26 protein-coding genes and 1 tRNA gene are annotated in these 25355 nt (G+C 36.7%); 17 read left to right on the top strand and 10 right to left on the bottom strand.

Annotated elements, in window-relative coordinates; genetic code table 11:
• Positions 1 to 179: 179 nt before the first annotated feature.
• From J4Q03_RS02090 to J4Q03_RS02080, 3 genes are read right to left on the bottom strand one after another with little or no spacing between them, the layout of a single operon-like run.
• Positions 180 to 806 carry a deoxyuridine 5'-triphosphate nucleotidohydrolase gene (locus tag J4Q03_RS02090; RefSeq protein WP_426046565.1) on the bottom strand — a complete coding sequence of 209 codons (627 nt, stop codon included), beginning with the start codon at positions 804 to 806 and terminating at the stop codon, positions 180 to 182.
• A complete protein-coding gene (locus J4Q03_RS02085; RefSeq protein ID WP_426046564.1) occupies positions 806 to 1561 on the bottom strand; it encodes a glycosyltransferase family 2 protein in 756 nt (251 codons plus the stop codon). The genes J4Q03_RS02090 and J4Q03_RS02085 overlap by 1 nt, the downstream gene beginning before the upstream one ends.
• 22 nt (positions 1562 to 1583) lie before the next feature.
• Positions 1584 to 2561 (bottom strand): acyltransferase family protein, encoded by a 978-nt coding sequence (locus tag J4Q03_RS02080; RefSeq protein ID WP_426046563.1) that lies wholly within the window; start codon positions 2559 to 2561, stop codon positions 1584 to 1586.
• A 197-nt stretch (positions 2562 to 2758) separates the two neighbouring features.
• On the opposite strand from J4Q03_RS02080, the gene J4Q03_RS02075 reads away from it, so the two are divergent.
• From J4Q03_RS02075 to J4Q03_RS02025, 11 genes are all read left to right on the top strand, one after another.
• Positions 2759 to 3232: a lipocalin family protein gene (locus J4Q03_RS02075; protein ID WP_426046562.1), complete on the top strand. Its 474-nt coding sequence runs from the start codon at positions 2759 to 2761 to the stop codon at positions 3230 to 3232.
• A gap of 182 nt (positions 3233 to 3414) precedes the next feature.
• Entirely contained in the window at positions 3415 to 6228 is a 2814-nt protein-coding gene (leuS, locus tag J4Q03_RS02070) for a leucine--tRNA ligase (protein WP_426046650.1), read from the top strand.
• Between the two features lie 240 nt (positions 6229 to 6468).
• Entirely contained in the window at positions 6469 to 7332 is an 864-nt protein-coding gene (locus J4Q03_RS02065; RefSeq protein WP_426046561.1) for a MotA/TolQ/ExbB proton channel family protein, read from the top strand.
• 68 nt (positions 7333 to 7400) lie between these two features.
• Positions 7401 to 8003 (top strand): ExbD/TolR family protein, encoded by a 603-nt coding sequence (locus J4Q03_RS02060; protein WP_426046560.1) that lies wholly within the window; start codon positions 7401 to 7403, stop codon positions 8001 to 8003.
• Between the two features lie 12 nt (positions 8004 to 8015).
• On the top strand, positions 8016 to 8588 hold the full coding sequence (locus tag J4Q03_RS02055) for an ExbD/TolR family protein (RefSeq protein ID WP_426046559.1): 573 nt from the start codon (positions 8016 to 8018) through the stop codon (positions 8586 to 8588).
• A 23-nt stretch (positions 8589 to 8611) separates the two neighbouring features.
• Positions 8612 to 9451: an energy transducer TonB gene (locus J4Q03_RS02050; protein ID WP_426046558.1), complete on the top strand. Its 840-nt coding sequence runs from the start codon at positions 8612 to 8614 to the stop codon at positions 9449 to 9451.
• 76 nt (positions 9452 to 9527) lie between these two features.
• Positions 9528 to 9725 carry a DUF308 domain-containing protein gene (locus tag J4Q03_RS02045; protein ID WP_111955508.1) on the top strand — a complete coding sequence of 66 codons (198 nt, stop codon included), beginning with the start codon at positions 9528 to 9530 and terminating at the stop codon, positions 9723 to 9725.
• The gene (locus J4Q03_RS02040; protein ID WP_426046557.1) at positions 9715 to 10587 is read left to right on the top strand and encodes a PstS family phosphate ABC transporter substrate-binding protein; all 873 of its coding nucleotides are present in this window, start codon (positions 9715 to 9717) and stop codon (positions 10585 to 10587) included. Before J4Q03_RS02045 ends, J4Q03_RS02040 begins: the two co-directional genes overlap by 11 nt.
• A gap of 90 nt (positions 10588 to 10677) precedes the next feature.
• Positions 10678 to 12327 carry a tetratricopeptide repeat protein gene (locus J4Q03_RS02035; protein WP_426046556.1) on the top strand — a complete coding sequence of 550 codons (1650 nt, stop codon included), beginning with the start codon at positions 10678 to 10680 and terminating at the stop codon, positions 12325 to 12327.
• A 163-nt stretch (positions 12328 to 12490) separates the two neighbouring features.
• A complete protein-coding gene (gene bshB1, locus J4Q03_RS02030) occupies positions 12491 to 13210 on the top strand; it encodes a bacillithiol biosynthesis deacetylase BshB1 (RefSeq protein WP_426046555.1) in 720 nt (239 codons plus the stop codon).
• Positions 13211 to 13245: 35 nt separating this feature from the next.
• Positions 13246 to 13321 (top strand) — tRNA-His (locus J4Q03_RS02025).
• A gap of 189 nt (positions 13322 to 13510) precedes the next feature.
• Here J4Q03_RS02025 and J4Q03_RS02020 read toward each other — a convergent pair.
• Positions 13511 to 13846 carry a DUF3276 family protein gene (locus J4Q03_RS02020; RefSeq protein ID WP_034701927.1) on the bottom strand — a complete coding sequence of 112 codons (336 nt, stop codon included), beginning with the start codon at positions 13844 to 13846 and terminating at the stop codon, positions 13511 to 13513.
• Between the two features lie 99 nt (positions 13847 to 13945).
• The gene (locus J4Q03_RS02015) at positions 13946 to 15607 is read right to left on the bottom strand and encodes an ABC transporter ATP-binding protein (protein ID WP_426046554.1); all 1662 of its coding nucleotides are present in this window, start codon (positions 15605 to 15607) and stop codon (positions 13946 to 13948) included.
• A 90-nt stretch (positions 15608 to 15697) separates the two neighbouring features.
• On the opposite strand from J4Q03_RS02015, the gene J4Q03_RS02010 reads away from it, so the two are divergent.
• The 4 genes from J4Q03_RS02010 to J4Q03_RS01995 all read left to right on the top strand — a co-directional run bounded on the left by J4Q03_RS02010 (position 15698) and on the right by J4Q03_RS01995 (position 18579).
• Positions 15698 to 16603, top strand: coding sequence for a transcription antitermination protein NusB (locus J4Q03_RS02010; RefSeq protein WP_426046553.1), 906 nt, complete (start codon positions 15698 to 15700; stop codon positions 16601 to 16603).
• A gap of 1 nt (position 16604) precedes the next feature.
• Positions 16605 to 17123 (top strand): DUF1573 domain-containing protein, encoded by a 519-nt coding sequence (locus J4Q03_RS02005; protein WP_426046552.1) that lies wholly within the window; start codon positions 16605 to 16607, stop codon positions 17121 to 17123.
• Positions 17124 to 17132: 9 nt separating this feature from the next.
• Positions 17133 to 17498: a preprotein translocase subunit YajC gene (gene yajC / locus J4Q03_RS02000; protein ID WP_426046551.1), complete on the top strand. Its 366-nt coding sequence runs from the start codon at positions 17133 to 17135 to the stop codon at positions 17496 to 17498.
• A gap of 346 nt (positions 17499 to 17844) precedes the next feature.
• Positions 17845 to 18579, top strand: a complete 735-nt coding sequence (locus J4Q03_RS01995; protein ID WP_426046550.1) for an SDR family NAD(P)-dependent oxidoreductase — start codon at positions 17845 to 17847, stop codon at positions 18577 to 18579.
• Here the strand turns inward: J4Q03_RS01995 and J4Q03_RS01990 are convergent.
• The 4 genes from J4Q03_RS01990 to J4Q03_RS01975 all read right to left on the bottom strand — a co-directional run bounded on the left by J4Q03_RS01990 (position 18576) and on the right by J4Q03_RS01975 (position 22490).
• Positions 18576 to 19109 (bottom strand): hypothetical protein, encoded by a 534-nt coding sequence (locus J4Q03_RS01990; protein WP_426046549.1) that lies wholly within the window; start codon positions 19107 to 19109, stop codon positions 18576 to 18578. The genes J4Q03_RS01995 and J4Q03_RS01990 overlap by 4 nt on opposite strands.
• 26 nt (positions 19110 to 19135) lie before the next feature.
• Positions 19136 to 21025: a DNA ligase D gene (gene ligD, locus J4Q03_RS01985; protein ID WP_426046548.1), complete on the bottom strand. Its 1890-nt coding sequence runs from the start codon at positions 21023 to 21025 to the stop codon at positions 19136 to 19138.
• Between the two features lie 77 nt (positions 21026 to 21102).
• Positions 21103 to 21705, bottom strand: coding sequence for a DNA polymerase ligase N-terminal domain-containing protein (locus tag J4Q03_RS01980; RefSeq protein ID WP_426046547.1), 603 nt, complete (start codon positions 21703 to 21705; stop codon positions 21103 to 21105).
• Positions 21705 to 22490 (bottom strand): Ku protein, encoded by a 786-nt coding sequence (locus tag J4Q03_RS01975; RefSeq protein ID WP_426046546.1) that lies wholly within the window; start codon positions 22488 to 22490, stop codon positions 21705 to 21707. Before J4Q03_RS01975 ends, J4Q03_RS01980 begins: the two co-directional genes overlap by 1 nt.
• A 146-nt stretch (positions 22491 to 22636) precedes the next feature.
• Between J4Q03_RS01975 and J4Q03_RS01970 the strand changes: the two genes are divergently transcribed.
• The gene (locus J4Q03_RS01970; RefSeq protein ID WP_426046545.1) at positions 22637 to 23206 is read left to right on the top strand and encodes a Crp/Fnr family transcriptional regulator; all 570 of its coding nucleotides are present in this window, start codon (positions 22637 to 22639) and stop codon (positions 23204 to 23206) included.
• 70 nt (positions 23207 to 23276) lie between these two features.
• Positions 23277 to 24569: an adenylosuccinate synthase gene (locus J4Q03_RS01965; RefSeq protein WP_426046544.1), complete on the top strand. Its 1293-nt coding sequence runs from the start codon at positions 23277 to 23279 to the stop codon at positions 24567 to 24569.
• A gap of 34 nt (positions 24570 to 24603) precedes the next feature.
• Here J4Q03_RS01965 and J4Q03_RS01960 read toward each other — a convergent pair whose 3' ends face one another.
• The gene (locus J4Q03_RS01960; RefSeq protein WP_426046543.1) at positions 24604 to 25335 is read right to left on the bottom strand and encodes a carbon-nitrogen hydrolase family protein; all 732 of its coding nucleotides are present in this window, start codon (positions 25333 to 25335) and stop codon (positions 24604 to 24606) included.
• Positions 25336 to 25355 lie beyond the last annotated feature (20 nt).

Below are 25355 nucleotides of genomic sequence, written 5' to 3'. Positions count from 1 at the left end.
GAGGGTTGGAATGTTTGGAGTTGTTGCGGGGTCCCAAATCTCATTTCTGAAATCTCATATTTACCCAAAATTCACCATTTACTTGCGTAGCCAAATTGACTATTGACGGTTTCTTAATCTCAATCTTAATCTTAATCTAAGAACAGTCGTGCCTGACGTTCGAATCTTTTTCTCTCACATTATCGTAAAAATCCCTGACTTTTGATATCTTTCATGATCTGATCTATGTCTTCCGGAATTTTTTCGGCTTCAAACCAGTTGAAATCTAAGCCATTATTGATACAAAGTTTTTGCAGATAATTGTTTTCTAAGATCTTGCTTTGTGTTTCTCTCAGAAGTTCATCGATTTCCATCCAGTAATCTTCGTCCAGTTTTTTCGTTAATACCAGCGATTTAAACACTTTATTAATAATATAAATGTAGAGCTTGTACACATTATCAAATCGCTGTCTGCTGAAATCACTGTTGGAATCCAGTATTCTGTTCACCAGTAAAAGATTCAGCGAAACTTCCCCGAATTTATCCGTTGTAATTTTGATATGTTCCGTTATTTCTGCGCTCAGCTTTCGGATAACGGTAAGAAAATATTTGGCGTTTCCAACATATTTTGAGGCCAGAAGAACCTGTTCTGCAACATGCTCTTCCATTGCATTCCTCTTATCATCCGTAGTTTCCTGATCGATCAGTTCGAAATACAGCTTTTTAGACAAAAGCTTATCCTTTTTCAGCAATCTGAAAATAAGCCGGTCTTTTTCTATACTGGAAAAAGCACTTAAGGCCGCTTTAAATTCTTTTGAATATTCCATTAATTGAAAATTTTAGAATATTTCAGAAAACCGTTAATGGCCCAATTAGCTGTATAATACAAAGATTTTACAGTAGAAAACTTCATGAAGTCTTTATAGACCAGGTACTGATCCTTGATGATGTTTTTTTTCTTGCGGGAAACACTGTTCTCACGCATTCTGTATTTTGCCAGGGTTTTGTTGATGGGCATTCCTTCAGGAATTACTTTTAAAAGATTCAGCCACATGACATGATCTTCGCGCTTGCTTTTTATGGGAAATAAAAACTTTCCAACCCTTTTGGTGTCGTACATAGTAGAAACCGGAGCCAGTCTGCAGGTTTTTAATAGATTGGAGAAGGTGACTACCTTGTCTGCCAGAAAGTCTTTTAAAACAGGCTGTAGCTGCTCATTACACCTTGAATAATTGCAGTAGACCAGTTCTGCATTGTTTTCCTGCATATAATCAGTCATTGTTTCCAGATAGTCAGGATACCAGAAGTCATCCGAATCCAGAAACGCAATATATCGTCCTGTAGCCCTTTCCAGGCTGTTGTTCCTTGCATTTCCGGCACCGCCGTTTTTCTCCAGGACCTGTAATTTTATCCTTGGATCATTGTATTTTTTTATAATTTCTACGGTATTATCTTTGGAAAGATCATCAGTGATCAGCCATTCCCAGTTGTCATAGGTCTGGTTTAGAACAGATTGTATCGTTTCTTCGATGAATTCGGCAGAATTATAACAGGGAGTGATGATGGAGACCAGGTCTTTCATTTGCATTTTTACTGGGGTAAAATTATAAAAATTTTTTCTCATAAAGATGCCACGATGCAATTCCTACTCCAATAACAACCAGCATACACACAAAACTCATGAAAAAAGGATTGTAGCTGGCAAAAAGTCCAAGCGTAGCAAATACCCGGATAATAGGAAAGTGGAATATATAAATACCGTAAGTGAAATCTCCGTATTTTCCGAAATTGTTCAGGAATTTGAGCGAATAGGCAATATACAGCACGATAATGCTGATCATAATAGGAGAGAATAACCTGATATTTATGATCAGGTCTATCCAAACTGTTATGATGGCAATAATAAAGAGGATATTTTTATACTTAATGAACTTTTCAAAATGAAAATAAATCAGCATTCCACCGATAAAATAGCACAGTGAACCTGGCAGCTGTCTGGAAATGGCAGCTTTTCCGGTCATTTCAAAATAATTAAGAAATATCAGAGAGAGAAAATACAGAACGATCAGGCTGATATCCCTGTATTTGTTATTTTTTCCGAATAATAAAAAGATCAGTGGAACAGCAGCATAAAAGCACATCTCAATCTTAAGGGTCCAAAGTGCACCGTTGACCGCCTCATTTCCGAATACTCCTGGAAGGGAAGGGGCCATGAAATTCATGAAAATTGAATTCCAGAAAAAATATTTATAAACCTGTACGTTCCCAAAATAATCAGAAAAAGACAGGGTACTTACCAGGCTCAGAAGAACAGTGCATAGAAATACAACCAGTAAATAGGCAGGAACGATCCTGTTGAATCTTTTCTTTGCATAGCTTTTCAGACTGGAAGATCTCTCATAGCTCCTTGCGATAAGGAATCCGCTGACAACAAAAAACGAAAAAACGGCAACTTCTACAGGGCTGTGTGTTAAGAAAGTAAGCTGGCTGGATTCACTTAAAGCCCCCAAATGTCCTACAAAGACAATGAAAGCAAGGAGAACACGGATGAAGTCAAAATTATTTTTCGTTATACTCTGCATTTTTGTTTCTTTCTGCAAAAATAGTTTTTTTAATAGATAGAGGAGAAAACCGGGATTCAATATTTTGTTAAATAATGGCTGTTTTGAGCGTTAATACTCTAAATTTTTCAGAAATATACTTTATCAAAATTATTTTTCACAAAAAATGAGGTTATAAATCAAAAAAATTATAATTTTAGGCCTTGAAAATTTTATATATGAAGAAATTAGCATTACTATTTGCAGGTTTATCATTATTTGTAGCTACAGGATGTAATGATGATGGCGATAATGAGATGGAATATCCTCTTGTAGGTGTATGGCAGCCGTTCAAAGAAGTGGTTACCACTGTAGAGGTGGGCGAAGACCCTGTTTCCGATCTTATTACATATACCGACTGCCAGAAAGAGTCCAGATGGAGATTCAATACTGAGGCATCCGGAAAAAGAACTGATTGGGGAGAAATTGGTACAACTCCACAATGTGCTATTACGTCAGACAAGAATTTCACCTATACGTATGATAGAAGTGCGAAAACTGTAGTGCTCAAATTTCAGGGAATTGTAGAGCCGGTTAATGGGAAAATAGTTACCCTCGATGACACAACCTTAAACCTGGCCCTAAGAGAAGAGACTCAGGATCCTACTGTATATAAAACAAGAACATTTACAATGAAGAGAATTCCTCAGTAAATAAATATACATATTATCCCTAAATACAGATCTCATCTCCGGATGAGATTTTTTATTGAACACATTTGTGATTAATAAAAATTAAAATTTCCATTTCTTTTAAAATCATTATTTTTGTGAACATTAGAATGGGAGTGAAAAATCTAACATCTAATTATTTAACATCTAATATCTATAATAAAGTGTTTTACGATCATCAGCAGATAGAAAAAAAGTGGCAGAAGTACTGGGAGGAAAATCAGACCTACAAAACCTCTAATAACACAGACAAACCTAAATTTTATGTTCTCGATATGTTTCCGTATCCATCCGGGGCAGGGCTTCATGTGGGGCACCCGCTGGGATATATTGCATCAGATATCTATGCGAGATACAAAAGACATCAGGGGTTTAATGTTCTTCATCCGGTAGGGTATGACAGTTTCGGTCTTCCTGCAGAGCAGTATGCAATCCAGACAGGACAGCATCCGGCGGTTACTACTGAGGAGAATATCAACAGATATGAGGAGCAGCTGAAAAAGATCGGTTTTTCATTCGACTGGAGCAGAGAGGTGAGAACTTCAGACGCATCCTATTATAAGTGGACGCAGTGGATCTTTATCGAGCTGTATCATTCATGGTACAATAAAAATACGGATAAAGCAGAATCCATCAATACATTAATTCAGCATTTTGAAGAAAAAGGAACTGAAGGATTAAATGCCAATCAAAACGACGAATTAAACTTTACGGCAGAAGAATGGAAAGATTCTTCAGACCTTGATAAAGAAGATGTTTTACTCAACTACCGTCTGGCTTACAGAGCAGAAACTACCGTAAACTGGTGTCCTGCTTTAGGAACCGTATTGGCAAATGATGAGGTAAAAGACGGAAAATCCGAAAGAGGAGGATTCCCTGTATTCCAAAAGAAAATGATGCAGTGGAGCATGAGAATTTCTGCCTACTCTGAAAGATTATTGCAGGGATTAAATACATTAGACTGGCCGCAGCCTCTTAAAGATGCCCAGGAATACTGGATTGGGAAATCCCAGGGAGCGCAGGTTCAGTTCCAGGTAGAAGGACACAATGAGATTATCGAAGTATTTACAACCAGACCTGACACTATTTTCGGAGCGACATTTATGGTACTGGCTCCCGAAAACCCTTTGGTCAATGCTATTACTACAGAAGCTCAGAAAGCAGAAGTAGATTCTTATATAGAGGAAACTTCCAAAAAAACGGAAAGAGACAGAATGGCTGATGTGAAAAACGTGAGCGGTGCTTTTACGGGAAGTTATGCTGTCAATCCTTTTAGCGGAGAGAAAATGCCTGTCTATATTTCAGATTATGTATTAATGGGCTATGGAACAGGCGCTGTAATGGCCGTTCCTGCACATGACGAACGTGATCACCGATTTGCAAAGAAATTTAATCTGAATATTAAAAAGGTAGTGGATACCGAAGAAGATGTTCAGGAAAAATCTTTCGACTCCAAAGATTCAGTCTGTGTAAACTCTGATTTCTTAAACGGATTAAATTATAATGATGCCAAATCAAAAATAATTGCTGAAATAGAAAGCAGAGGAATTGGCCATGGAACAACTAATTACAGACAGCGTGATGCTATCTTCTCAAGACAGCGTTACTGGGGCGAACCGGTTCCTATATATTATAAGGAAGGAATGCCTTACACGCTTCCGGTTTCTGCTTTGCCGCTGGAACTTCCGGAAGTTGAGAAATATTTACCGACAGAAGACGGAGATCCGCCATTAGGAAACGCCAAAGTATTTGCCTGGGATGAAGCCAGTCAAAAAGTGGTTTCTACAGATCTGATTGATGATAAAACGGTATTCCCGTTAGAATTATCTACCATGCCGGGTTGGGCAGGAAGCTCATGGTATTTCCTTAGGTATATGGATTCCTCCAATGATGAGGTTTTTGCCAATAAAGACCTAAGTGATTATTGGGGACAGGTAGATTTATACATCGGAGGAAGCGAGCACGCAACCGGTCACTTATTATATTCCCGTTTCTGGAACATGTTCTTAAAAGACAGAGGATACATCAATCAGGATGAACCTTTTCAGAAGCTGATCAACCAGGGGATGATTTTAGGAATGAGTGCATTTGTATACAGAATTGACGGAACTAATCAATATGTTTCTAAAAACCTGGCCGGTAATTACCAGACTCAAAAGATTCATGTTGATGTATCCTTATTGAAAGGAACCTCTGATGAATTGGATACTGAAGCTTTCAAAGCCTGGAGACCGGATTATGCCAACGCAGAATTTATTCTGGAAGACGGAAAATACATCACAGACCGTGAAGTAGAAAAAATGTCCAAGTCTAAATATAATGTTGTAAATCCTGATGATATCTGTGAAGAATACGGAGCAGACGGATTAAGGCTGTATGAAATGTTCCTGGGACCATTGGAGCAGTCCAAGCCTTGGAATACACAAGGGTTAAGCGGAGTCTACGGTTTCCTGAAGAAATTCTGGAACCTGTATTTCAACGGAGATACTTTTGAAGTGTCTGATGAAGAGCCAACAAAAGCAGAATATAAAGTTTTGCACACCTTAATAAAGAAGGTGGTTTATGACATTGAGAACTTCTCATTCAATACCTCTGTATCTTCATTTATGATCGCTGTAAACGAACTGCAAAAAATAAAATGCAACAAACGCAATATTTTAGAGCCATTAGCCGTTATCATCTCTCCATACGCACCACACATCTGTGAAGAGCTTTGGAGTCTGCTGGGGAATAAAGAATCTGTTGAGTTTGAAAAATTCCCGGTATTGAACGAAGAATACCTTGTAGAAGATGAAATTGAATATCCGGTAAGTGTAAACGGTAAAATGAAGTTCAAAATTTCACTTTCTGCTCAGTTATCGGCCAAGGAAGTGGAAGATTTGGTGATTTCGGATGAAAGAATGCAGCCGATTTTGGAGGGTAAAACACCTAAAAAAATCATCGTCGTGCATCACCGTATTGTGAATATCGTAATTTAAAAAAAAGTTAACATTGGCAAATTAAAAAAAATGGGGGTCTTATTTTTTTAAATTTCTAACTCAAACGTTAAAATTGAGAAAAATAAATAAAATAATTTAAAATTATTATTATATCGAAATCGTATTAAATTTTCTTTATCAGAAAAATGCAAAATGTTTATTTAAGACTCTTGCATTTTAATTAATTTTGCCTTTAATTTACACCCTGTAAAATTTTAAAACAATATAATTTAGTTAAATATGGAAATGAATGTTTCAAAAAATGATGAGCAAGTAGTTGCTAGAAAAGCAGGAGGTTTAAACCCGGCTGTTATTATTCCTATTTTATTCGTTATAGGAGTTTGTATTTATTTATTTGTTCTTGGGAACCCAGGAAACTTTAAGGACGCAGAAAAGCTAGGTGGCGGATCTGTAGCTTTCTCAAGTGTTGAAGGAAAAGACATTCACCCAGAATCGTTTTTAGGTATTATCTACAAAGGAGGGGTTATCGTACCAATCTTGATTACTTTCATGATCACAGTAATCGTTTTCTCTTTTGAAAGATATTTCGTACTAGGTAAAGCTGCTGGAAAAGGAAACTTAGACAACTTCGTAGTACAGGTAAGAAGCTTATTGAATCAAAACAAAATTGATGAAGCTTTAGAAGAGTGTGACAGACAACAAGGATCTGTAGGTAACGTAGTGAAAGAAGGTCTTACTACTTACAAAGCACTTTCTCATGATACTACATTAAATAAAGAGCAAAAAATGGTAGCTCTTAACAAAGCTATCGAAGAAGCTACTACTCTTGAAATGCCAATGCTTGAAAAGAACATGATGATTCTTTCTACTTTAGGTACTGTAGCTACACTAATCGCACTTTTAGGAACTGTAATCGGGATGATCAAAGCATTCTTCGCATTAGGCTCAGGTGGTGGTACTCCAGATGCTGCTGCACTTTCTACAGGTATCTCTGAAGCCTTGATCAACACGGCATTAGGTATTGGTACTTCAGCTATCGCGATTATCCTTTACAATTACTTTACTTCTAAAATTGACGGATTAACTTATAAGATCGACGAGATCGCTATGAGCATCCAGCAGTCTTTTGCTGAATTCAACTAAGAATTGAATTTATAGCAAGGAATTTGCATTCCAATTAAAAGAAGTTTAATTTAAAATAATTCAAAACAATGGCGAGAGTCAAACCAAAAAGACATGGTGTAGTGACGGATATGACGGCAATGTGTGACGTTGCCTTCCTACTACTTACATTCTTTATATTGACCACTCAGTTTAAAAAACCTGACGTGGAGCAGATTAAACCGCCATCTTCAATATCAGAGAAGTTACTTCCTGATGCAAGTTTGATGACCATCAACGCGACTCCGGACGGAAAATTCTATTTTCAGCCGGTAGAAAATGCATCAGAGAGATTACAGCTTTTAGAAAAAATGGGTCAAAAGTATAATATGACTTTTACCAACCAAGAAAAAGTTGCATTTCAAAAAGTACAAGCGATTGGGGTTCCAATGAACCAACTGAAAGGCTATCTCGATTTGTCAGATGAGGAGCAGAAAAGCTTTAAGAGTCCTACAGGGATTCCTATGGATAGTACAAATAAGCAGTTAATAGAGTGGGTAAAACAAAGTTTGAGCGTAAATCCTGATTACAAATTAGCAATCAAAGGAGATGTTACAACTGAGTATCCTAAAGTTAAAAGCCTATTTGAAGGTTTAAGAGATATTGATTTTCTTAAATTCTGGTTGATTACATCACAAGAAGGTAAACAATAATATCATTTAGAAATGGCAGAAGTACAAGTACAGGAAAAAGGCGGCAAAGGCGGCAAGGTACGTTCCAAGAAGCAGAATACCAGAGTCGATATGACTCCAATGGTGGACTTGGGGTTTCTATTGATAACCTTCTTTATGTTCACAACCACATTCAGTAAACCGAATGTAATGGATTTGGGACTTCCGGCAAAACCTAAAGAGGATCAGCCGAAACCACCTCCAACAGAAATTAAACTCTCTAACTCAATTTCTTTATTATTGGGTAAAGACAATAAGATTTTCTGGCATCAGCAGGATCCTACATCTTTAACTGATCAGAATCTTAACGAGACTACTTACGATAGAGAGGGGATTAGAAAAATAATTGAGAAAGCAAAAGCAGGCGCTGTAGATAAAACAAAATTTACTGTTATTATTAAGCCTACTGACGATGCTGTATATAAGAACTTTGTAGATATTCTTGACGAAATGGCCATTACCAAAAGCGAGCAGTACGGGGTAACCGATGTGAAGCCTTGGGAAAAAGCTATCTATGATAGAAAAGTTGGGAATAATGGAGCTCCGGCTGCACCAGCTACAAAGTAATTTAACCATAAAATTGCATATCTATGGCAGATGAAAATGTATACAATCAGAATCTTACTTTAGATGAGATTGTATTTGAAAATAGAAACAAGGAATATGGTGCCTATGATCTTAGACATCAGTATCCAAGACTTCTGACAAAATCTTTTATTGTCGGAACGGCATTATTCCTGGTTGCGGCTTTGTCTCCTTTTATTTATCTTACAATTAAGAGACTTACTGAACCACCTAAACAAGAAGTGAAGGCAGATTTAGTAAACATTATTGAAGAAGATCCAATTATTGAGCAGCCAAAAGAAGAAGAACCACCTCCACCACCTCCTCCAAAAGAAGAGGAGAAAATTGAGGTTATTCAGAACGTGGTTCCTGAGCCTGTAAAAGCTCCTAAGATTGAAACACCACCGCCACCAATTTCTAAGCAGTTAGAAACGACGACTGGTCTGAATAATCAGGAAGGGGTAAAAGCTCCGGCTTATACGCCACCGCCACCACCGCCATCTACCGGTAATAAAGCCAGTACAGCGGAAGTAAAAACAAACAACCCTAATGAGATCTACAAAGATGTAGACCAGTCTGCAGAATACCCTGGAGGTATGGCAGCGCTGAGAAAATATCTTGGGGAAAATTTTGATACTTCTCTAATGGAAGGAGGTGAAGGTACACTTAAGGCTAAGCTTAAGTTCGTTGTAGAAAGAGACGGAACGGTTTCCGGAGTTACTATTGAAGAGAAATCTCCAAATAGCGACTTTAACAGTGAAGCAATGCGTGTAGTTAAGAAACTTAAAAAATGGACTCCTGCGAAAAGAAACGGAGAAAGTGTAAGATCTTACTATAGCGTACCATTTACTATGAACTTTGAATAAGACTTATTTATTCAACTTATAAATAAAAAGAGAAGCATATGCTTCTCTTTTTTATTTTTTTTGGTATTTTTGTTACATGATGTTCAATTGGTTATCCTTAGTGACAGGATTATTTTATATCGTATTGGGAATTGTAGTTATTATCTACAAATTCTTCTTTACGATTTTGGAGCCTGCCATTGCTTATGCGATGGGTGCAGTGCTTATTCTTTATGGAATATTTAGAATCTATAGAGCAGTGACAAGAATTAAAGATTCAGGAAATGAGGAGTAGTTTGAAAATTGCGTTGCTTTCTATGATGAGCATCATTGCACTAGGCTGCAAAAAAGAAGATAAATCACCTTCTTATCATAAAGGAGATCTTACCATACTTACTGATGAGTCTTTTAAAAGCGTTACCGAAGCACTGGCAGACGGATATATGATCAATTATCCGGAAACCCGCATCAAAATAGTAACCCAAAAAGAAGATTTGGCTTTTCTTGATCTGTTGAAAGATAAAGCAAGAATAACAGTAATGTCCAGAGATCTTACTCCTGAAGAGAAAAAAGCATATGAAGAACAGGTAGACCTCAAATTTCTTCCTGCCAGATTCGCTGCAGATGCGGTTGTATTTGTTGTTCCTAAAGATTCGCCGAAACAGAGTATTTCAATGGATGAAATCAAGAGTGGATTAGCATCAGATGCTAAAAATTTCATTTTTGACGGAACAAATTCAAGTAATCTGAACTTTGTTGCACAGAAACTGAATAAACAGCCAAAAGACCTTAAATTTTCCATTATTCCGGGGAACCAGAATATTGTAGAAGAATTAGGGAAATATCCGGATAAAATAGGAGTTATAGGCCTGAATACATTCAGTAGACCTTACGATAAAGTATCTGAAAAGCTGAGAGATATAGTGAAAGTTCTTCCTATAGAAGATAAAGGAAAGTTATACACTCCGGATAATAACGGTCTTCGTGAAATGAAATACCCATTTACACGTGTTCTCTATTTTTTAACAAATGAAGGAAACTTTAATATAGCTAACGGATTTATCAGATATTCATGCACGCAGCTGGGCCAGATGATTGTAGAAAAAGAAGGTTTGCAGCCCTATAATATATACAAAAGAGAAGTACAGATGCGTTAAAAAATATTAAAAAAATAGAGACCCCTTATAAAAATAGTATTTTGGTCTGAAAATTGTGGAGCATATAACTCGAAATATAGAAAATATAAAATGAAAGATATAATGATTATGAATGTAAAGAAAATTGCTTTTGGTGCAGCCGTAGTATTTTTTTCCGGTTTTGCCACTGCACAGACACTGCAGGATGGTATTAACAGTATAGACAGTGACAAGTATGCACAGGCTAAAACCAATTTTACAGAAATGGTTGCCAAAGCACCTACAGCAGAAAATTACTTCTATTTAGGAAATACTTACCTGAAGCAGGGTGAGCCTGATTATGCTAAAGCTATAGAAAGCTTTAATAAAGGTTTAGCTGCTGATAATAAAAGCTACCTTAACAAAATAGGCTTGGCTACTGTAAAATTAGGTAAAGGTGATAAAAGTGCCATTGCTGAAATTCAGAAAATTGTAGCAGATTCCAGAGAAAAAGATGCTGAAGTATTATTCAGAGCGGCGGAAGCTTTAACTTTATTTGAGAAAAACAATGCTCCGGATCCTGCTATTCAGTTCCTGAATAAGGCTATTGAAAAAGCGGAGAAAAAAGGAGTTCCTGCTCACTACTACTATACTCTTGGAGATGCTTACAGAATAAAAAGAGCACCGGGTGAAGCAATGTCTGCTTATGACAAAGCGCTTCCTTTAGCTAAAAATAAAGCATCAGTTTATACAAGAATGGCTACCTTATGGATGGCAGCACAACAATGGCAGCAAGCTAAACAAAGCATTGACAAAGCAATTGGTGTAGACCCAACCTATGCTCCTGCTTACAAAGCTTTAGCTTCTTATGATATCAGATATCAGGAGAATGCAAAAGCAACACAAGACCTTATCAACTATACAAAATATGCTGATGAAGATCCATATACACAGTTAGAAATTGCTAAGCTATACTTCACAAATGAAGATTATGCAAATTCTAAAAACGTATTGGACAAGATCTTTGATAAAATTGATGATCCTATCAAATTTAAGTTAAGAGCTTACCAGTCTTATGCGGACGGAAACTATGCTGAAGCAAAACAGAATATGGATACATTTGTATCTCAGGCTGAAAAAACAAGAATACAGCCTGCTGACCAGGGGCTTCAGGGACTTATCGCTGCTGGACTGGCAAAAACTGAAACCGATGTTGCTAAAAAGACAGCTTTAACAACAGAAGCACAGCAGAAGATTGCTATTGCTAAAGCTGCTAAAGATGAAACAATGAAGTGGGATATGGAACTTGCCAATATTGCCGGAGGAGGAGCTTCTCAGGCTGAAGCAGAAAAAGGGCCGTCGACGCCGGAAATTGAAGCATTGAAAAAGAAAGTGGCTGCTAACCCACAGGATTCAGACTCTCTGTTTAAGTTGGCAACTGCTTACCAGGATGCCAAGAACTGGAATGGTGCAGTACTGACATGGCAGAAAATGAGTACACTTCTTCCTGATTGGGCTCCGGCTTATTACAGCCAGGGGTATTCCTATCAGCAGGCAGGAAATAATGATGCTGCGAAAATTGCGTACGAAAAATTCATCAGCACAGTAAAACCTGCCGATCAGGAAGCTAACAAGCAGACTTTAGCCTATGCTTACTTTGCAGTAGCGTATATGAATAAAGATACTGATCTTGCAAAAGCTAAAGATTATGTTGCTAAATCTTTACAGCTTGATCCTACTTACCAGGATGCTGTAAAATTAAATGCAGAAATCAATAAGTAATTTAAAATTTAAATTATAGATATTAAAACTTCCCATTCTCACTGTTTGGGAAGTTTTTATTTTTAGTCTTATCTTTGAAAATATGAAACGCCCCGGGTTAAAATTCGAAAATACAGGAAAAGTTATTGGCGTTCCATTTGACAAATTAAAATAGAAAGAACAGATGAAAACAGATATACTTGCTTTCGGAGCCCATCCTGATGATGTAGAGCTGGGATGTGGCGGAACTATTGCCAAAATGATTTCGGAAGGTAAAATATGCGCTATTGTAGATCTTACAAGAGGAGAACTCGGAACCCGTGGAACAGATGAAACCAGGAAAGTAGAAGCAGGAGAATCTGCCAGAATTCTTGGAGTTTCTGCCAGAGAAAACTTAGGTATGAAGGATGGGTTTCTAGTGAATTCTGAAGAATATCAGATGGCGATCGTAAAAATGATCCGCAAATACCGTCCTGAAATCGTTTTAGCCAATGCAATTGATGATAGGCATCCGGACCATGCAAAAGGAGCGAAATTAGTATCGGATGCGTGCTTTTTATCCGGACTTAGAAAAATTGAAACCGTTTTAGAAGGAGAAAACCAGGCAGTGTGGAGGCCGAAGCATATTTTTCATTATATCCAGTGGAAAGATATTAAGCCGGAGTTTGTTATTGACATATCAGAACACCTTGATAAAAAAATTGAAGCATGTATGGCCTTCAAAACCCAGTTCTATGATCCATCTTCCAATGAGCCGGTTACCCCTATTGCAACAAAGGATTTTTTTGAAAGTCTGACTTATCGTGCTCAGGATTTAGGACGATTATCGGGAGTGGCTTATGCTGAGGGATTTACGTCTGAGAAGCTCATTGCGATGAAAAATTTTGACGGAATTGTTTGGTAATTAAAAAATCTTCCCTATATTTGCACTCACAAAACGGTGATTGTAGCTCAGTTGGTTAGAGCGTCGGATTGTGGTTCCGAAGGTCGGGGGTTCGAGACCCCTCATTCACCCTAAATTAACACATTTTCTTTTGAAAATGTGTTTTTTATTTTATACCTGATACTGTAAAATCAGATTGGGATTACAACTTCTCTGTGAGGCATTTTTTATATAACGTCTTAAAAAAACACTATTGTGAATATCTTAAAGACAAAAAAAGCATCTTTTTCAGATGCTTGTGTTTTTAGAAATATTCTTTTTTTAAACTTCGTCGTCAGAATCAATTGTGAATGATTTGCTTTTGAAGTCTTTGTCATGTTTTTCTGATATTACATCCTCACCCTTTTCATTAATGATGAAATCTGTGGATTCATTAAACATCTCCTGGAAACTTTTAAAATCCTCTTTGTAAAGATAAATTTTGTGTTTCTCGAATGTAGCTTCACCATTCTCCCCGAAATTCTTTTTACTTTCGGTAATCGTAAGATAATAATCTCCTGCTTTCGTCTCGCGCACATCAAAGAAATAAGTTCTTCTTCCTGCTTTTAACACCTTCGTGAAAATTTCATTTTCATGGCGTTCCTTGTATTCACTCATTGTTAGATATTTTTTAATCTTGTTAAGAACAAATATAAAAGAATTCTTTTAATCACAAAATTTTTTTTATGATTTATTTAACAATTGAGAATGAAACCGCTAAGCGGTTACAGAATTGGTAATTTCAGTGAGGTTGATGATTTTATCTGCTCTCTGGGCGCTAGACTCTCTGTGCGTGATAATTATGGATGTAGCATTGCTGATTTTTTTATCAATATTTTCAAGGATATTTTGCTCGGTTTCCGTATCCAGAGCAGACAGAGAATCATCAAAAATAATGATATTCGGGTCCTTAATTAAGGCTCTGGCGATACATATTCTTTGCTTCTGTCCTCCCGAAAGCATCACACCGCGTTCACCTACAAGTGTTTTATACTGTTCTTTAAATCCAACAATATTTTTATCAACGTCTGCAATTTTTGCATATTCCACCACTTTTTCATGGGATGGATGGTCAATGGCAAAACCTATATTGTTTTCGATAGAATCAGAGAATAAATAACTTTCCTGAGGAATATATCCGATAAAGTTTCTGTAATTGGTAAGATTATGCTCTTTCAGATTTTTGCCGTCAATTAATATTTCACCTTCTGTAGGATCAATAAGCCGGCAAAGCAGAAGGGCTATAGTAGATTTTCCGCTTCCTGTTTTACCCATGATAGCAAGAGATTGCCCGGCTTTAATTTTAAAGCTTAAGTTATCTAATGCTTTAATTCCTGTATTCGGATAGACGTATGAAACATTTTTGAACTCAATATCCCCTTTAATAGGATAGTTTTCAAAGTTGGTATTGATAACTTCAGATTTTTTATCCAGGAATTCATTAATTCTCTGCATCGAAGCTTCAGCTCTCTGGTTAACCGAAGTCACCCAGCCCACCATAGAGAATGGCCAGATCAGAATATTGATATACATAAAGAAATCAGCAATTTTACCGACACTTAATTGCCCTGCAATATATTTCTGTCCGCCGATTAAGATAACAGCTACGTTCAGTAATCCGATAACAAATAAAATAATGGTGAAGAAATAGGCTTCTGTTTTTGCCAAGTCGAGTGCTTTATTCTGATAGTCCGTTACTTTTATACCGTAGTTTTTCTTAATGTAGTTTTCTTTAGCAAAAAACTTTACCACCCGGATCCCTGAAAAGCTGTCCTGAACAAAAGTGGAAATCGCAGACTGGCTTTTCTGCATAATCTTCGATTTCTGATTGATAATTGAGCTTACCTTAAATATAATATAAGATAAAATAGGAAGTGGCAATAACGTCCACAAAGTCATGGAAGCGTCTGTTTTCACCATATAAATGCTGGTGATTAACAGAAGTATTACGAGATTTACCACATACATTACTCCAGGACCAAGATACATTCTCACAGCAACAACATCTTCACTTAACCTGTTCATAAGGTCTCCGATCGTAGTCTGTTTGTAATCCGTAAGTGAAAGGTCCTGATAATGTCTGTAAATCTTATTTTTCAGTTCGTATTCAATCCTTCTTGAGGCAACAATGATCGTCTGGCGCATCATAAAGGTGAAAAATCCTGTTAAAAGCGAGCAGCCTACAATGATGGCAACATATATCAAAACTTGATTATTAAAGCCTAGATTTCCGCTTTTTGTAAGCTCGTCTACAGACTTTCCTACAAACTGGACCTTATAGATATTGAAGAAATTACTGGCAATGATAAATAATAACCCCCAAAACAATAATATTTTGTGCTTCCAAAAGTAAGGGTTTAAGGTTTTTAGCGCTTTCATAAAGTTTTACAAATTTACAAAAATGTAGACAGACTACGAATTTCATCAATTTTAATTTTTGTATCTTTGCACCCATAAAAAGCTCTTTGAATGTTAGGAAGACGACAAATCCGTGAAAAAGTAGTACAAACAGTGTATTCATACTATCAGAATCCTTTAAAATTTGATGTTTTAGAGAAAAACATGTTCTCAGGAATAGAGAAAATCTATAATCTCTATATCTATCAGCTTAATTTTTTGGTGGCTCTGAAAGAATTGGCAGAAACCCAGATCGAAATCGGGAAGAATAAATATCTTAAAACTGATGCTGAAATTAACCCTAACCAAAAATTTATCAATAATCAGGTACTGATCAAACTGGAAGAAAATCCTGAGAGATTATTTTTCACAGGTCAGCACAAACAGTTGAAATGGGATATGCATGATGATATATTGGTAAAAACTTTTCAGAGAATAACAGCAGGAAAACGTTACCAGGATTTCATGAAAGAAGAAGGGTACTCTTTTGAAGAGGATCAGAAGTTTATCGGAAAACTGTTTTTAAGATATATCGCTGAGAATGATGATTTCCAGGAATATCTTAGTGATAAGGAACTTTCATGGTATGATGATATCCATATCGCCAACTCAATGGTACAGAAAACGATAGGTTTCCTGAAAGAAGATGAAGAAAGCAGAACTTTAATTAAAATGATTAAAGATGAAGAGGATAAAACTTTCGCCGGAAAACTTCTCAGAGACACCCTGAATAACTGGGAGGCCAATGAGAAAAAACTAAGCGAAAGATTGGAAAACTGGGACCTGGAAAGAGTTTCTCTAATGGATAAAGTCATTTTGTCAACTGCTATTTCAGAGCTGGATAATTTTCCTTTTACGCCTTCAAGAGTTATTATCAATGAATATATTGAAATTGCAAAAGTATTTGCAACAGACCGTTCCAATATCTTCATTAACGGAATTTTGGATAAATATTGTAAAGATCAAAATAGAATTTAACATGAAAAAGACGTTATCAATTATCGCCTTGTCTATTATAGGCCTTGGTTTAGTTTCTTGTAAAAAAGAAAATCAGCAAGCTGCTGCCGGTGCAGAAGCTGCTAATATTACAGATTCTACAGCAGGTGCAACCAACTTAGCTCCTACCGACTCAGCGGCAGCTCCGGCAGCCAATACAGCCGAAGCAGCTCCGGTTTCTAACCAGCCGTTAACATCAGTTGCCCTGTCTGAAAACAACTTCGATTTTGGAAAAATCAAAAAAGGAGATAAAGTAGAGCACGTTTACGAAATTACCAATACAGGAAAAAATCCTTTGGTGATCTCTGAAGTAAAACCTGGATGCGGATGTACAGCTCCTGACTTTACAAAAGATCCTATTCTTCCCGGTAAAAAAGGAAAAATTACTCTGCATTTTGATTCTTCAAGCTTCGACGGAAACGTTCAGAAGTATGCAGATGTATTTGCAAACGTAGATAAGGCTCCTATCAAATTAACGTTCACAGCGAACATTCAACCGTAATTTAAAAATATGTTGACAATCTTTTTACAGGCACAGCCACAAGGATCTTCATCAATGATGCTGATCATGATGGGGGTGATGTTTGTGGGGTTTTATTTTTTAATGATAAGACCACAGATGAGAAAGCAGAAGCAGGAGAAAACCTTTCAGGAAACCTTAAAAGTTGGAACAAGAGTCGTTCTTACTTCAGGTCTTCATGGAAGAATTGCTCAGGTTCAGGATGACGGATTCGTTATTGAAACCCTATCCGGAAAACTGAAATTCGAAAAAGCTGCTGTTTCCAGAGAATTTACTGAAGCACGTTTTGGGGACAAAGCGAAAGCCACTGCTGATAAAACAGCGGAGAAAAAAGAAATTGATACTGAAAAGAAATAATTTTTTAGTTTGAAAATAACGCTCGGCGCGGTGAACGAAGTTCACCGCGCCGAGTTTTTATATATAGTTATCAACACAGTAAACATTCGCTTATTCAGTGGCGGAGCCACATTTCTTTGCCCACTCAAACTATTACGCATTATCTTAAAGCTTTGCGTTAGAAATCTCGCACAGATCACATTGATTATGCAGATTTTTGCACATTATATTTTTCAGTTCTAAGCTAACTTTGGATGAAATAGCCAAAGCCATTCAAATTAGTGTTATCTGTGAACACATTCGTGAAATTTAAAAGTATTTCCAATCAAAATTCATCATCATAAGATCAAATAAATATCTTTGCACCATGAATCAAAATACAGGCAAAACCGTTCTCATTTTAGGGGCCAATTCAGATGTGGCCAAGCAGTGTATCAGGCAGTACATGGAAAAAGGATTTTCGGTATTGGCAGCTTCACGGGATACTGCCTCGCTGGAAAAATTTGTGGCAGATCATCATTTAGATCCCTCGAAGATTACCATTCTTTATTTTGATGCTGTAGATTTTGATTCCCATGAGAAATTTTATAATGAACTTGCAGTTAAACCTCATATCGCGGTGTATGCAGCAGGCTTTTTGGTGGATAATGAAAAAGCACTGAGAGACTTTAAAGGAACACAGCAGATGATGCAGGTGAATTATATGGGGGCTGTTTCCATTCTGAATATTATTGCGATGGACGAGAGCAATACTTATCTGGAAAGAATTATCGGATTATCTTCACTTTCCGGAGTTAGAGGCCGAAAAAGCAACTTCGTTTATGGAAGTACAAAAGCTGCTTTTACCCAATATTTAGCGGGGTTACGACAGGAATTAGCCTCAAGGAAGGTTATTGTTAATGCCCTGGTGATCGGTTATATCAGAACTAAGATCAATGAAGGTCTTCAGCTCAATGAATCTCTGATTATGGAGCCGGATTATGTGGCGAAACATATTGTCAATGCTGGGAATTCTTTTACCATTGTCCCGGATTTTAAATGGAAGATGATTTATATGATTTTGAAACTATTACCGGAAAGTTTAGTTGCTAAACTGCCTTAATTATTTTTTAATTTAGATTTATCCTTTAAAAATATCAGAATATTTTGATATTGTTCTGTTTCCTCCTCACTAATTAAATAGGTAAATGGAGTTCCTAAGTCAAAATTAATGATAAGGATTTTATCTGAAATGTTATAAGAAATTTTTTTCCAAACGCTTCTGATATCATATTGCTCATTTTTAATATACAAACTCTTTTCATCAAAATATAACTCTGTAACCGGATGGTAATTTTTTAGTTCTGTAATAAATTTGTCTGTTTTAATTGAATAATTTGCTTTACTATAAAAGAAAAAGATAATTTGTATTAAACAATATATACCAAACAGAATACCAGAAAATTTTAAGAAATCAATTCTGCTTTTATTACCAAATAAGCTGTCTAATATAAAAATTAACAATAAAGTAAATAAAAAGTATTTAATAAGATTAGGAATTTTTTTCTTCCAAGAATAGTAATAATATTTTTGAAGTTGATTTCGTGTTATATTTTCATCAAAGTTAATTAAAACTTGCAGTGAGTTTGCCATTTATGTTTTTTCGTAAAAATAGAATTTTATTCAATATTCTGCAACAATTCCAACGCCTTCATCATATCAATTCCTTTTCCCAAAACAGGTTTAAATAAATCGCCTTTTTCCTTAATTCTATCCAAAGCATTATCAATAGTAAAATCCGTTGGTTTCATACCGGGCTTCACTTCATCCCAATCCAAAGGCATCGACACAGATGCTCCTTCTTTGGGACGTAAGCTGTAAGCACTTGCTAAAGTCTGCCCAGTCCTGTTTTGCAGATAATCCAGATATATTTTCCTGTCATCCCTTTTCTGTAAGCTCCTTTCTAATGTCGTGATTTCCGGAAGCTGTTCATGAACCTGTTTCATCAGAATATGAGCAAAATCTTTTACCTGGTCGAAATCATATTTCCCACCCATCGGGATATAGACATGAATCCCTGTGCTTCCAGAAGTTTTGCAATAGCCTTTTATTTTAACTGAATTTAAAACCTCATTTACCTGAAGGGCTGTTTCAATGACATCATCAAATGTATTTTTCTTTGAAGGATCCAGATCCAGAACCAGATAATCAGGATGCTCCAGATCGGGGAGAGCACTGTTCCATGGATTTAAATCAATACAGCCTAAATTATTCAGATAAGCTAACGTAGCTTTATCATTACAGTATACGTAATCAATATACTTATCGTTGGATTCCGAATAGACCTTTGTTGTTTTGATCCAGTCAGGCATATGGTCTCCGGCATCTTTCTGGTAAAAACCCTGCTCTTCAATGCCGTTTGGAAAACGGTTCAGAGATAATGGACGGTTTTTCAGATAAGGAAGGATATATTCAGCAACTGATTGATAATATTCTATCACATCACCTTTCGTAATACCATCTTTCGGAAAATAAATTTTATCCTGATTGGTCAGTTTTACGGTATGTCTGTTTAAAGTAATCTCCTTTTCTTTTTCATCGGGTTGGGTACTTTTCTTAGGGGCATCTTTAGCTTTCATCTCTTTAGGATTTTCATTAATTTGACTTATTTTATTAATCGAATCACTGATTTCTTCAGGATTTTTATCTTCACGGAGGGTAACAAAAACAGGATGCCGGTAAATGCCGTCTTTGGTAATTTCAGAGAATTTTATTTCACATACCAGTTCGGGTTTTGTCCATGTTACGGGCATATTTGTTTTAGGCTTTTTTTCAAAAGGGGAAGTTTTTACAATCAGTTTTTTTAGCCTTTCGTGCATTTGGTTTAAAGATTCTTTATTAAAACCTGTTCCCGTATGTCCGCAATACACCAGATTTCCATCAATATATTTTCCAAGGATCAATGCTCCGAAACTTTTCCTGGATCCTCTGGGTTCCGTAAATCCACAAATAATAGCCTCTTCTGTATTGGTGAATTTTATTTTAAGCCAGTCAGTTGTTCTGTGATTTTCAGTATATAAACTGTTGGCTTTCTTTGCAATCATTCCTTCTAACTGCATTTTCTTCATTTGGTTGAAAAAATCAATGCCCTTTTCGGGGATATGATCACAATATTTGATAACGTCAGTCTCAACTAAAGCCTCCTTTAAAAGTTCTTTCCGCTGCAGAAGCGGAAGTTCTTCTGTAGAATGGCCGTTCAGCCATAGGAGGTCAAATACTTGGTAGGTTAAAGCAAGATCTGGATTGTCACCAATCTGCTGTAAAAGCTGAAAACTGGGCTTTCCATGTTCATCATAGGCTACAATTTCTCCGTCCAGGATCATTTTATATTTCTGGTACTCAAAATCTTGTGTAACTTTTTCAAACTTTGATAAAAAAGAAATTCCGTTCCGGGAATAGAATAACGGATTCTTATGGCTAAGATCGGCCACAGCTCTGTAGCCGTCCCATTTTATTTCAAAAACCCAATCTTCATCATCAAAGGCCGTTTCAAAAGATTTAGCCAGCATAGGCTTGATGAAGTTTTCTAATTTTTTTTCATCAACTAAAGAGTTGAACCTTTGAAATCTGGGTTTTGTTTCAGAAACTATGACTTCTTTTTGCTGTTTTTTAGGCTTTTTTTTTCCTCTAAAAACTTCGTTACTGCAGAATTTTTAGAAGTATTCTCTTCTGCATCATAATTTTCTTCAGCAAATTCGTCTTTATGTTTAATTAAAAGCCAGGCATTGTTTTCAGCATTTTTCATTTTAACCAAAGCGAATTCACCTTTCAGTTTTTTGCCATGTAAAACGAACTTTATTGAACCGGCTTTTAATTCTTTCAACAATTCTTTTTCATCGGAAAGTTTGCTGGTATCATCCAACGGTTCATACGTTCCGCTGTCCCAGACTTCAACCTGGCCTGCTCCGTAATTTCCTTCCGGAATATTTCCTTCAAAATCTTTATAATCGTAAGGATGATCCTCAACTTCCATAGCCAGACGTTTGTCTTTTGGGTCTAAAGACGGGCCTTTAGGAACCGCCCAGCTTTTCAGCACGCCCTCCATTTCCAGGCGGAAATCATAATGCAGACGGGAAGCAGCATGCCTTTGAACCACAAAAATAAGCTTGTCTTTACTCTTTTTTGTTTTTCCTTTAGGTTCGCTTGTTTCATCGAATCTCCGTTTTTCGTTATAATCTTTAAGAGCCATTACGATGCATTTTTAGATTTGGAGTTTTGTAAACTGGCTTTTAACTGAGCCATAAGATCAATTACCTTACCTTGTTTTGCAGGTTCTGCTTTTTTGGCTTTTACTCCTTTACCTTTAGCTTTTTGCTTAATGATCTTCAGTAAAGATTCAGAATAAGTATCCTCATACATTCCGGGATCAAATTCTTGTGAAAGCTGTTCGATAAGGCTTACTGCCATTTTTAGTTCGGCAGGTTTCGGAGCTTTTTTGGCTGGGATTTTTAAATCTTTATAATCTCTGATCTCCTGGGCGAACCGTAAGCGGTTTAGAACCAAAACCTCATCATTGTAAGGCCGGATCATTCCGATTGCTTCACTTTCACGAAGAACGAAAGTTCCGACACCCACCATTTTTGTTTGTGACAAAGCTTTTAACAGGAGCCTGTAAGCATTTTCTCCGTTCTTTTGTGGTTCGAGAAAATAAGGATTCTCAAAATAAACACTGTCAACTTCAACTTCTTTTACAAACTGATCAATAGAAAGTATTTTGCTCTTTTCAGGGCTTGCCGCTTCATAATCTTCATCTTCGAGAATGATGTATTGATCGTCCAGAAGATAACCCTTTACAATGTTTTCCCACTTGACTTCCTTGCCTGTTTTTTCGTTGACTCTTTTGAATTTGATATTCGAAAAATCAGTTTTATCGAGCATATCCAAATCCAGTTTACTGGTTTCTGTGGCGGAGTAGATTTTAACTGGAATATTGACTAAACCGAATCCAATGGCGCCGTTCCAAATTGCTTTCATTGTCTTACGTTTTTAAAAATCAATCAATTAACATGCCGTGCAAAGCTGATGTGGTATATTTTATAGGGTTTGTTGTCAAATGTCAATAGGTTTTAAATGCTGTTTCTGTACCTTTATATTTCTGTAATACTGAACTAAAATGATATATGGACGAACTTTTTAATTACATAAGAAAATTCGGTATACTGAATACATCGGAAGAACTGTTGATCGCTGAAGGACTGCAGGAAATCAGCATAGAGAAAGGAGAATCCTTCATAGAAGCAGGAAAGGTGAGCCGAAGGATTGCTTTTGTAAAAGAAGGAGTTTTCCGGTCTTTATACTATAATAAACAAGGGGATGATTTTACGCGGTATTTCATTTATGAAGGACGGTTTATCGGAGATTTTCATGGCTTTACAGACCAGACACCTTCCCTTGAATATATTGAAGCTGTAACTGATGGGAAGCTTTTAGCAATTGATCTGGATCATTTTAAAAAGCTGGAAAAGGAAATTATCATCTGGCCTGTATTATTTGCTAAACTTCATGCTTTTGTAGCCGAAAACAAACTTAAGGTAGCGAGTACTATGCTTAATCTTGATGCCAGATCCCGCTATATTCATTTTTTAAATCATTATCCGGGGCTTGCCAATAGGGTACCGCAATCTATGCTGGCTTCCTATCTGGGGATCACTCCATCTTCATTGAGCCGGATCAGAAGAAATATTGTATAACTGTTTTTTGCCAAATGACAATGGCTCCTCTTTCTGGCTGTTATAGCTTTGCATTATAAAAATGTAAAGTATGAATATGGACATCGTATTAGGCCTGCAGTGGGGTGATGAAGGGAAAGGTAAATTTATTGATCTTATCAGTGAAAGTTATGATATTACAGCCCGCTTTAACGGAGGAGCAAATGCAGGACACAGTATAGAACGTAACAGGAAAAGAATTACCCTGAAATCTCTTCCATCAGGAATTTTCATGAAGAATGTTCAAAATGTCATCGGAACGGGAACGGTTCTGGACCCGGTAAGTTTTAGAAAAGAAATTTTAAACCTGCAACTGTTTGACGAAACTGTTCAGCCGGAAAAGAATCTCGTCATTTCAAAAAAAGCACATCTCGTTCTTCCAACGCATCGACTTTTGGATATCTTTATGGAAGACCATCCGGACTACACTACCATTGGTACTACAAGAAATGGTATCGCACAGGCTTATTCCAATAAAATTTTAAGACAGAATCTAAGAGTGTGCGATATAGAATCGGTGGATTTTAAAAGCAGGGTACAGCAAATTTTACAAAGAGATTACAGGCTGCTAGCCAATGGCGATATGGTACTTCCTTCCCTTGAAGAAATCAGCAGTGAATTTTTTGAAGCAGTAGAGTTCTTGAAGAAATTTACCCGTACAGAAACAGAAATATTTTTGAATACAGCTTTATCTGAAGGGAAAAAAATTCTGGCAGAAGGATCTCAGGCTGCTATGCTGGATATTGATCACGGGACGTATCCTTATGTAACTTCTTCTTCTACAACAGCTGCGGGAGCGAGCAGCGGATTGGGCGTTTCCCCTAAAAAAGTCGGTGAAATATTCGGAATTGCAAAAGCATATTGTACAAGAGTAGGAAATGGAATGTTTCCGACAGAAATCTTTGACTATTTAGGTGAGGAAATAAGAAAGAAAGGCAATGAATTCGGTTCTAATACCGGCCGCCCAAGGAGAATAGGATGGCTGGATCTTCCGGCTTTAAGATATGCCATTATGATCAATGGTGTGACTCAGGTTATCCTGACCAAAGCAGATGTTTTAAGCGGAATGAAATCTATAGAAGTCTGCACTCATTATGAGCTGGAAAACGGAAAAATAGTAAGTGTTTCCGGGACTCTTCCGGAAAATGCCCGCCCGGTTCTGAAATCGATGGAAGGCTGGGGAGGAGACATTTCATCAATTGAAGATGCCTCTGATCTGCCTGATGAACTCAAAGAATTTCTTTCTTTTTTGAACAGTGAGCTGGGCATTCCTGTTACTTATCTTTCTATCGGCCCGGGAAGAAATCAGATATTAAAAATTAAAGAACTAGAGTTAGTGAAATAAAAAAGCGGAGAATTTTCTCCACTTTTATAAGATATTATTGCAGATAAATTTTTTCTACCTGTCCATTATCAGTATTTAAAATGAGGATTCCTTCATCCTCGCTAGTGAGCTGCCCGAGTAAACTTCCGTCAGTACTCCAGACAGAAGACTTTCCGGCACATTGATATCCTCCTGATTCTCCTGAAAAATTCGCCATTAAAACATTCATATGATATTTTGCTGCGATATCAGAAAGTTTAACGAGATCATCATCAATTCCATTGACAGAATTGAGAACACTTGCAGTATAGATATTTGAGCCCATCCGGAAGGCTTCCAGGGAATTCATGGGATCAGATAGGTCATAACATATGGCTAATGCAATTTTATTCTGTAATATTTCCAGCTGACAGAAAGAGCTTCCTTTTGAAAAAATCCCGGTTTCTGTTGGAAAAAGATTCTGTTTTGAATAAACTTCTCTCTCTTTTTCCGGTTGGAATATAATGCTGCTGATCAATAACTGGTTATTAAATTTTGTGGGCATTCCAACAGTGATGTTTATCTTATTTTCATCTGCCGTTTTTTGAAAAACGTCTAAAATGGGATCTTTATAATCAATAGAGAGCTGTTCTGCCAATTCAGGTTCATATCCGGTAATTGAAAGCTCCGGGAAGATAATTAAATCAACATTTTTATTAACAGCGGCTTCGATTAATAAGATGTGATTTTCAATGTTTTTAAGAATATCTCCTTTTACAGGTTGGATTTGTGCGGCTGATATTTTCATGTTTTGGTCATTAAAAAAGC

Source organism: Chryseobacterium sp. NFX27 (genome assembly GCF_049887855.1).
Taxonomy (GTDB): domain Bacteria; phylum Bacteroidota; class Bacteroidia; order Flavobacteriales; family Weeksellaceae; genus Chryseobacterium.
The sequence above is the reverse complement of the archived record's forward strand: the minus strand, read 5'-3'. Positions and strand labels throughout refer to the sequence as shown.

What these genes read in the sequence shown, in the direction of transcription:
- J4Q03_RS02090 (WP_426046565.1), bottom strand. Translation starts at nt 806, where the DNA reads ATGGAATATTCAAAAGAATTTAAAGCGGCCTTAAGTGCTTTTTCCAGT.
- J4Q03_RS02085 (WP_426046564.1), bottom strand. Translation starts at nt 1,561, where the DNA reads ATGAAAGACCTGGTCTCCATCATCACTCCCTGTTATAATTCTGCCGAA.
- J4Q03_RS02080 (WP_426046563.1), bottom strand. Translation starts at nt 2,561, where the DNA reads ATGCAGAGTATAACGAAAAATAATTTTGACTTCATCCGTGTTCTCCTT.
- J4Q03_RS02075 (WP_426046562.1), top strand. Translation starts at nt 2,759, where the DNA reads ATGAAGAAATTAGCATTACTATTTGCAGGTTTATCATTATTTGTAGCT.
- J4Q03_RS02065 (WP_426046561.1), top strand. Translation starts at nt 6,469, where the DNA reads ATGGAAATGAATGTTTCAAAAAATGATGAGCAAGTAGTTGCTAGAAAA.
- J4Q03_RS02060 (WP_426046560.1), top strand. Translation starts at nt 7,401, where the DNA reads ATGGCGAGAGTCAAACCAAAAAGACATGGTGTAGTGACGGATATGACG.
- J4Q03_RS02055 (WP_426046559.1), top strand. Translation starts at nt 8,016, where the DNA reads ATGGCAGAAGTACAAGTACAGGAAAAAGGCGGCAAAGGCGGCAAGGTA.
- J4Q03_RS02050 (WP_426046558.1), top strand. Translation starts at nt 8,612, where the DNA reads ATGGCAGATGAAAATGTATACAATCAGAATCTTACTTTAGATGAGATT.
- J4Q03_RS02045 (WP_111955508.1), top strand. Translation starts at nt 9,528, where the DNA reads ATGATGTTCAATTGGTTATCCTTAGTGACAGGATTATTTTATATCGTA.
- J4Q03_RS02040 (WP_426046557.1), top strand. Translation starts at nt 9,715, where the DNA reads ATGAGGAGTAGTTTGAAAATTGCGTTGCTTTCTATGATGAGCATCATT.
- J4Q03_RS02035 (WP_426046556.1), top strand. Translation starts at nt 10,678, where the DNA reads ATGAAAGATATAATGATTATGAATGTAAAGAAAATTGCTTTTGGTGCA.
- bshB1 (WP_426046555.1), top strand. Translation starts at nt 12,491, where the DNA reads ATGAAAACAGATATACTTGCTTTCGGAGCCCATCCTGATGATGTAGAG.
- J4Q03_RS02020 (WP_034701927.1), bottom strand. Translation starts at nt 13,846, where the DNA reads ATGAGTGAATACAAGGAACGCCATGAAAATGAAATTTTCACGAAGGTG.
- J4Q03_RS02015 (WP_426046554.1), bottom strand. Translation starts at nt 15,607, where the DNA reads ATGAAAGCGCTAAAAACCTTAAACCCTTACTTTTGGAAGCACAAAATA.
- J4Q03_RS02010 (WP_426046553.1), top strand. Translation starts at nt 15,698, where the DNA reads ATGTTAGGAAGACGACAAATCCGTGAAAAAGTAGTACAAACAGTGTAT.
- J4Q03_RS02005 (WP_426046552.1), top strand. Translation starts at nt 16,605, where the DNA reads ATGAAAAAGACGTTATCAATTATCGCCTTGTCTATTATAGGCCTTGGT.
- yajC (WP_426046551.1), top strand. Translation starts at nt 17,133, where the DNA reads ATGTTGACAATCTTTTTACAGGCACAGCCACAAGGATCTTCATCAATG.
- J4Q03_RS01995 (WP_426046550.1), top strand. Translation starts at nt 17,845, where the DNA reads ATGAATCAAAATACAGGCAAAACCGTTCTCATTTTAGGGGCCAATTCA.
- J4Q03_RS01990 (WP_426046549.1), bottom strand. Translation starts at nt 19,109, where the DNA reads ATGGCAAACTCACTGCAAGTTTTAATTAACTTTGATGAAAATATAACA.
- ligD (WP_426046548.1), bottom strand. Translation starts at nt 21,025, where the DNA reads ATGCTGGCTAAATCTTTTGAAACGGCCTTTGATGATGAAGATTGGGTT.
- J4Q03_RS01980 (WP_426046547.1), bottom strand. Translation starts at nt 21,705, where the DNA reads ATGGCTCTTAAAGATTATAACGAAAAACGGAGATTCGATGAAACAAGC.
- J4Q03_RS01975 (WP_426046546.1), bottom strand. Translation starts at nt 22,490, where the DNA reads ATGAAAGCAATTTGGAACGGCGCCATTGGATTCGGTTTAGTCAATATT.
- J4Q03_RS01970 (WP_426046545.1), top strand. Translation starts at nt 22,637, where the DNA reads ATGGACGAACTTTTTAATTACATAAGAAAATTCGGTATACTGAATACA.
- J4Q03_RS01965 (WP_426046544.1), top strand. Translation starts at nt 23,277, where the DNA reads ATGAATATGGACATCGTATTAGGCCTGCAGTGGGGTGATGAAGGGAAA.
- J4Q03_RS01960 (WP_426046543.1), bottom strand. Translation starts at nt 25,335, where the DNA reads ATGAAAATATCAGCCGCACAAATCCAACCTGTAAAAGGAGATATTCTT.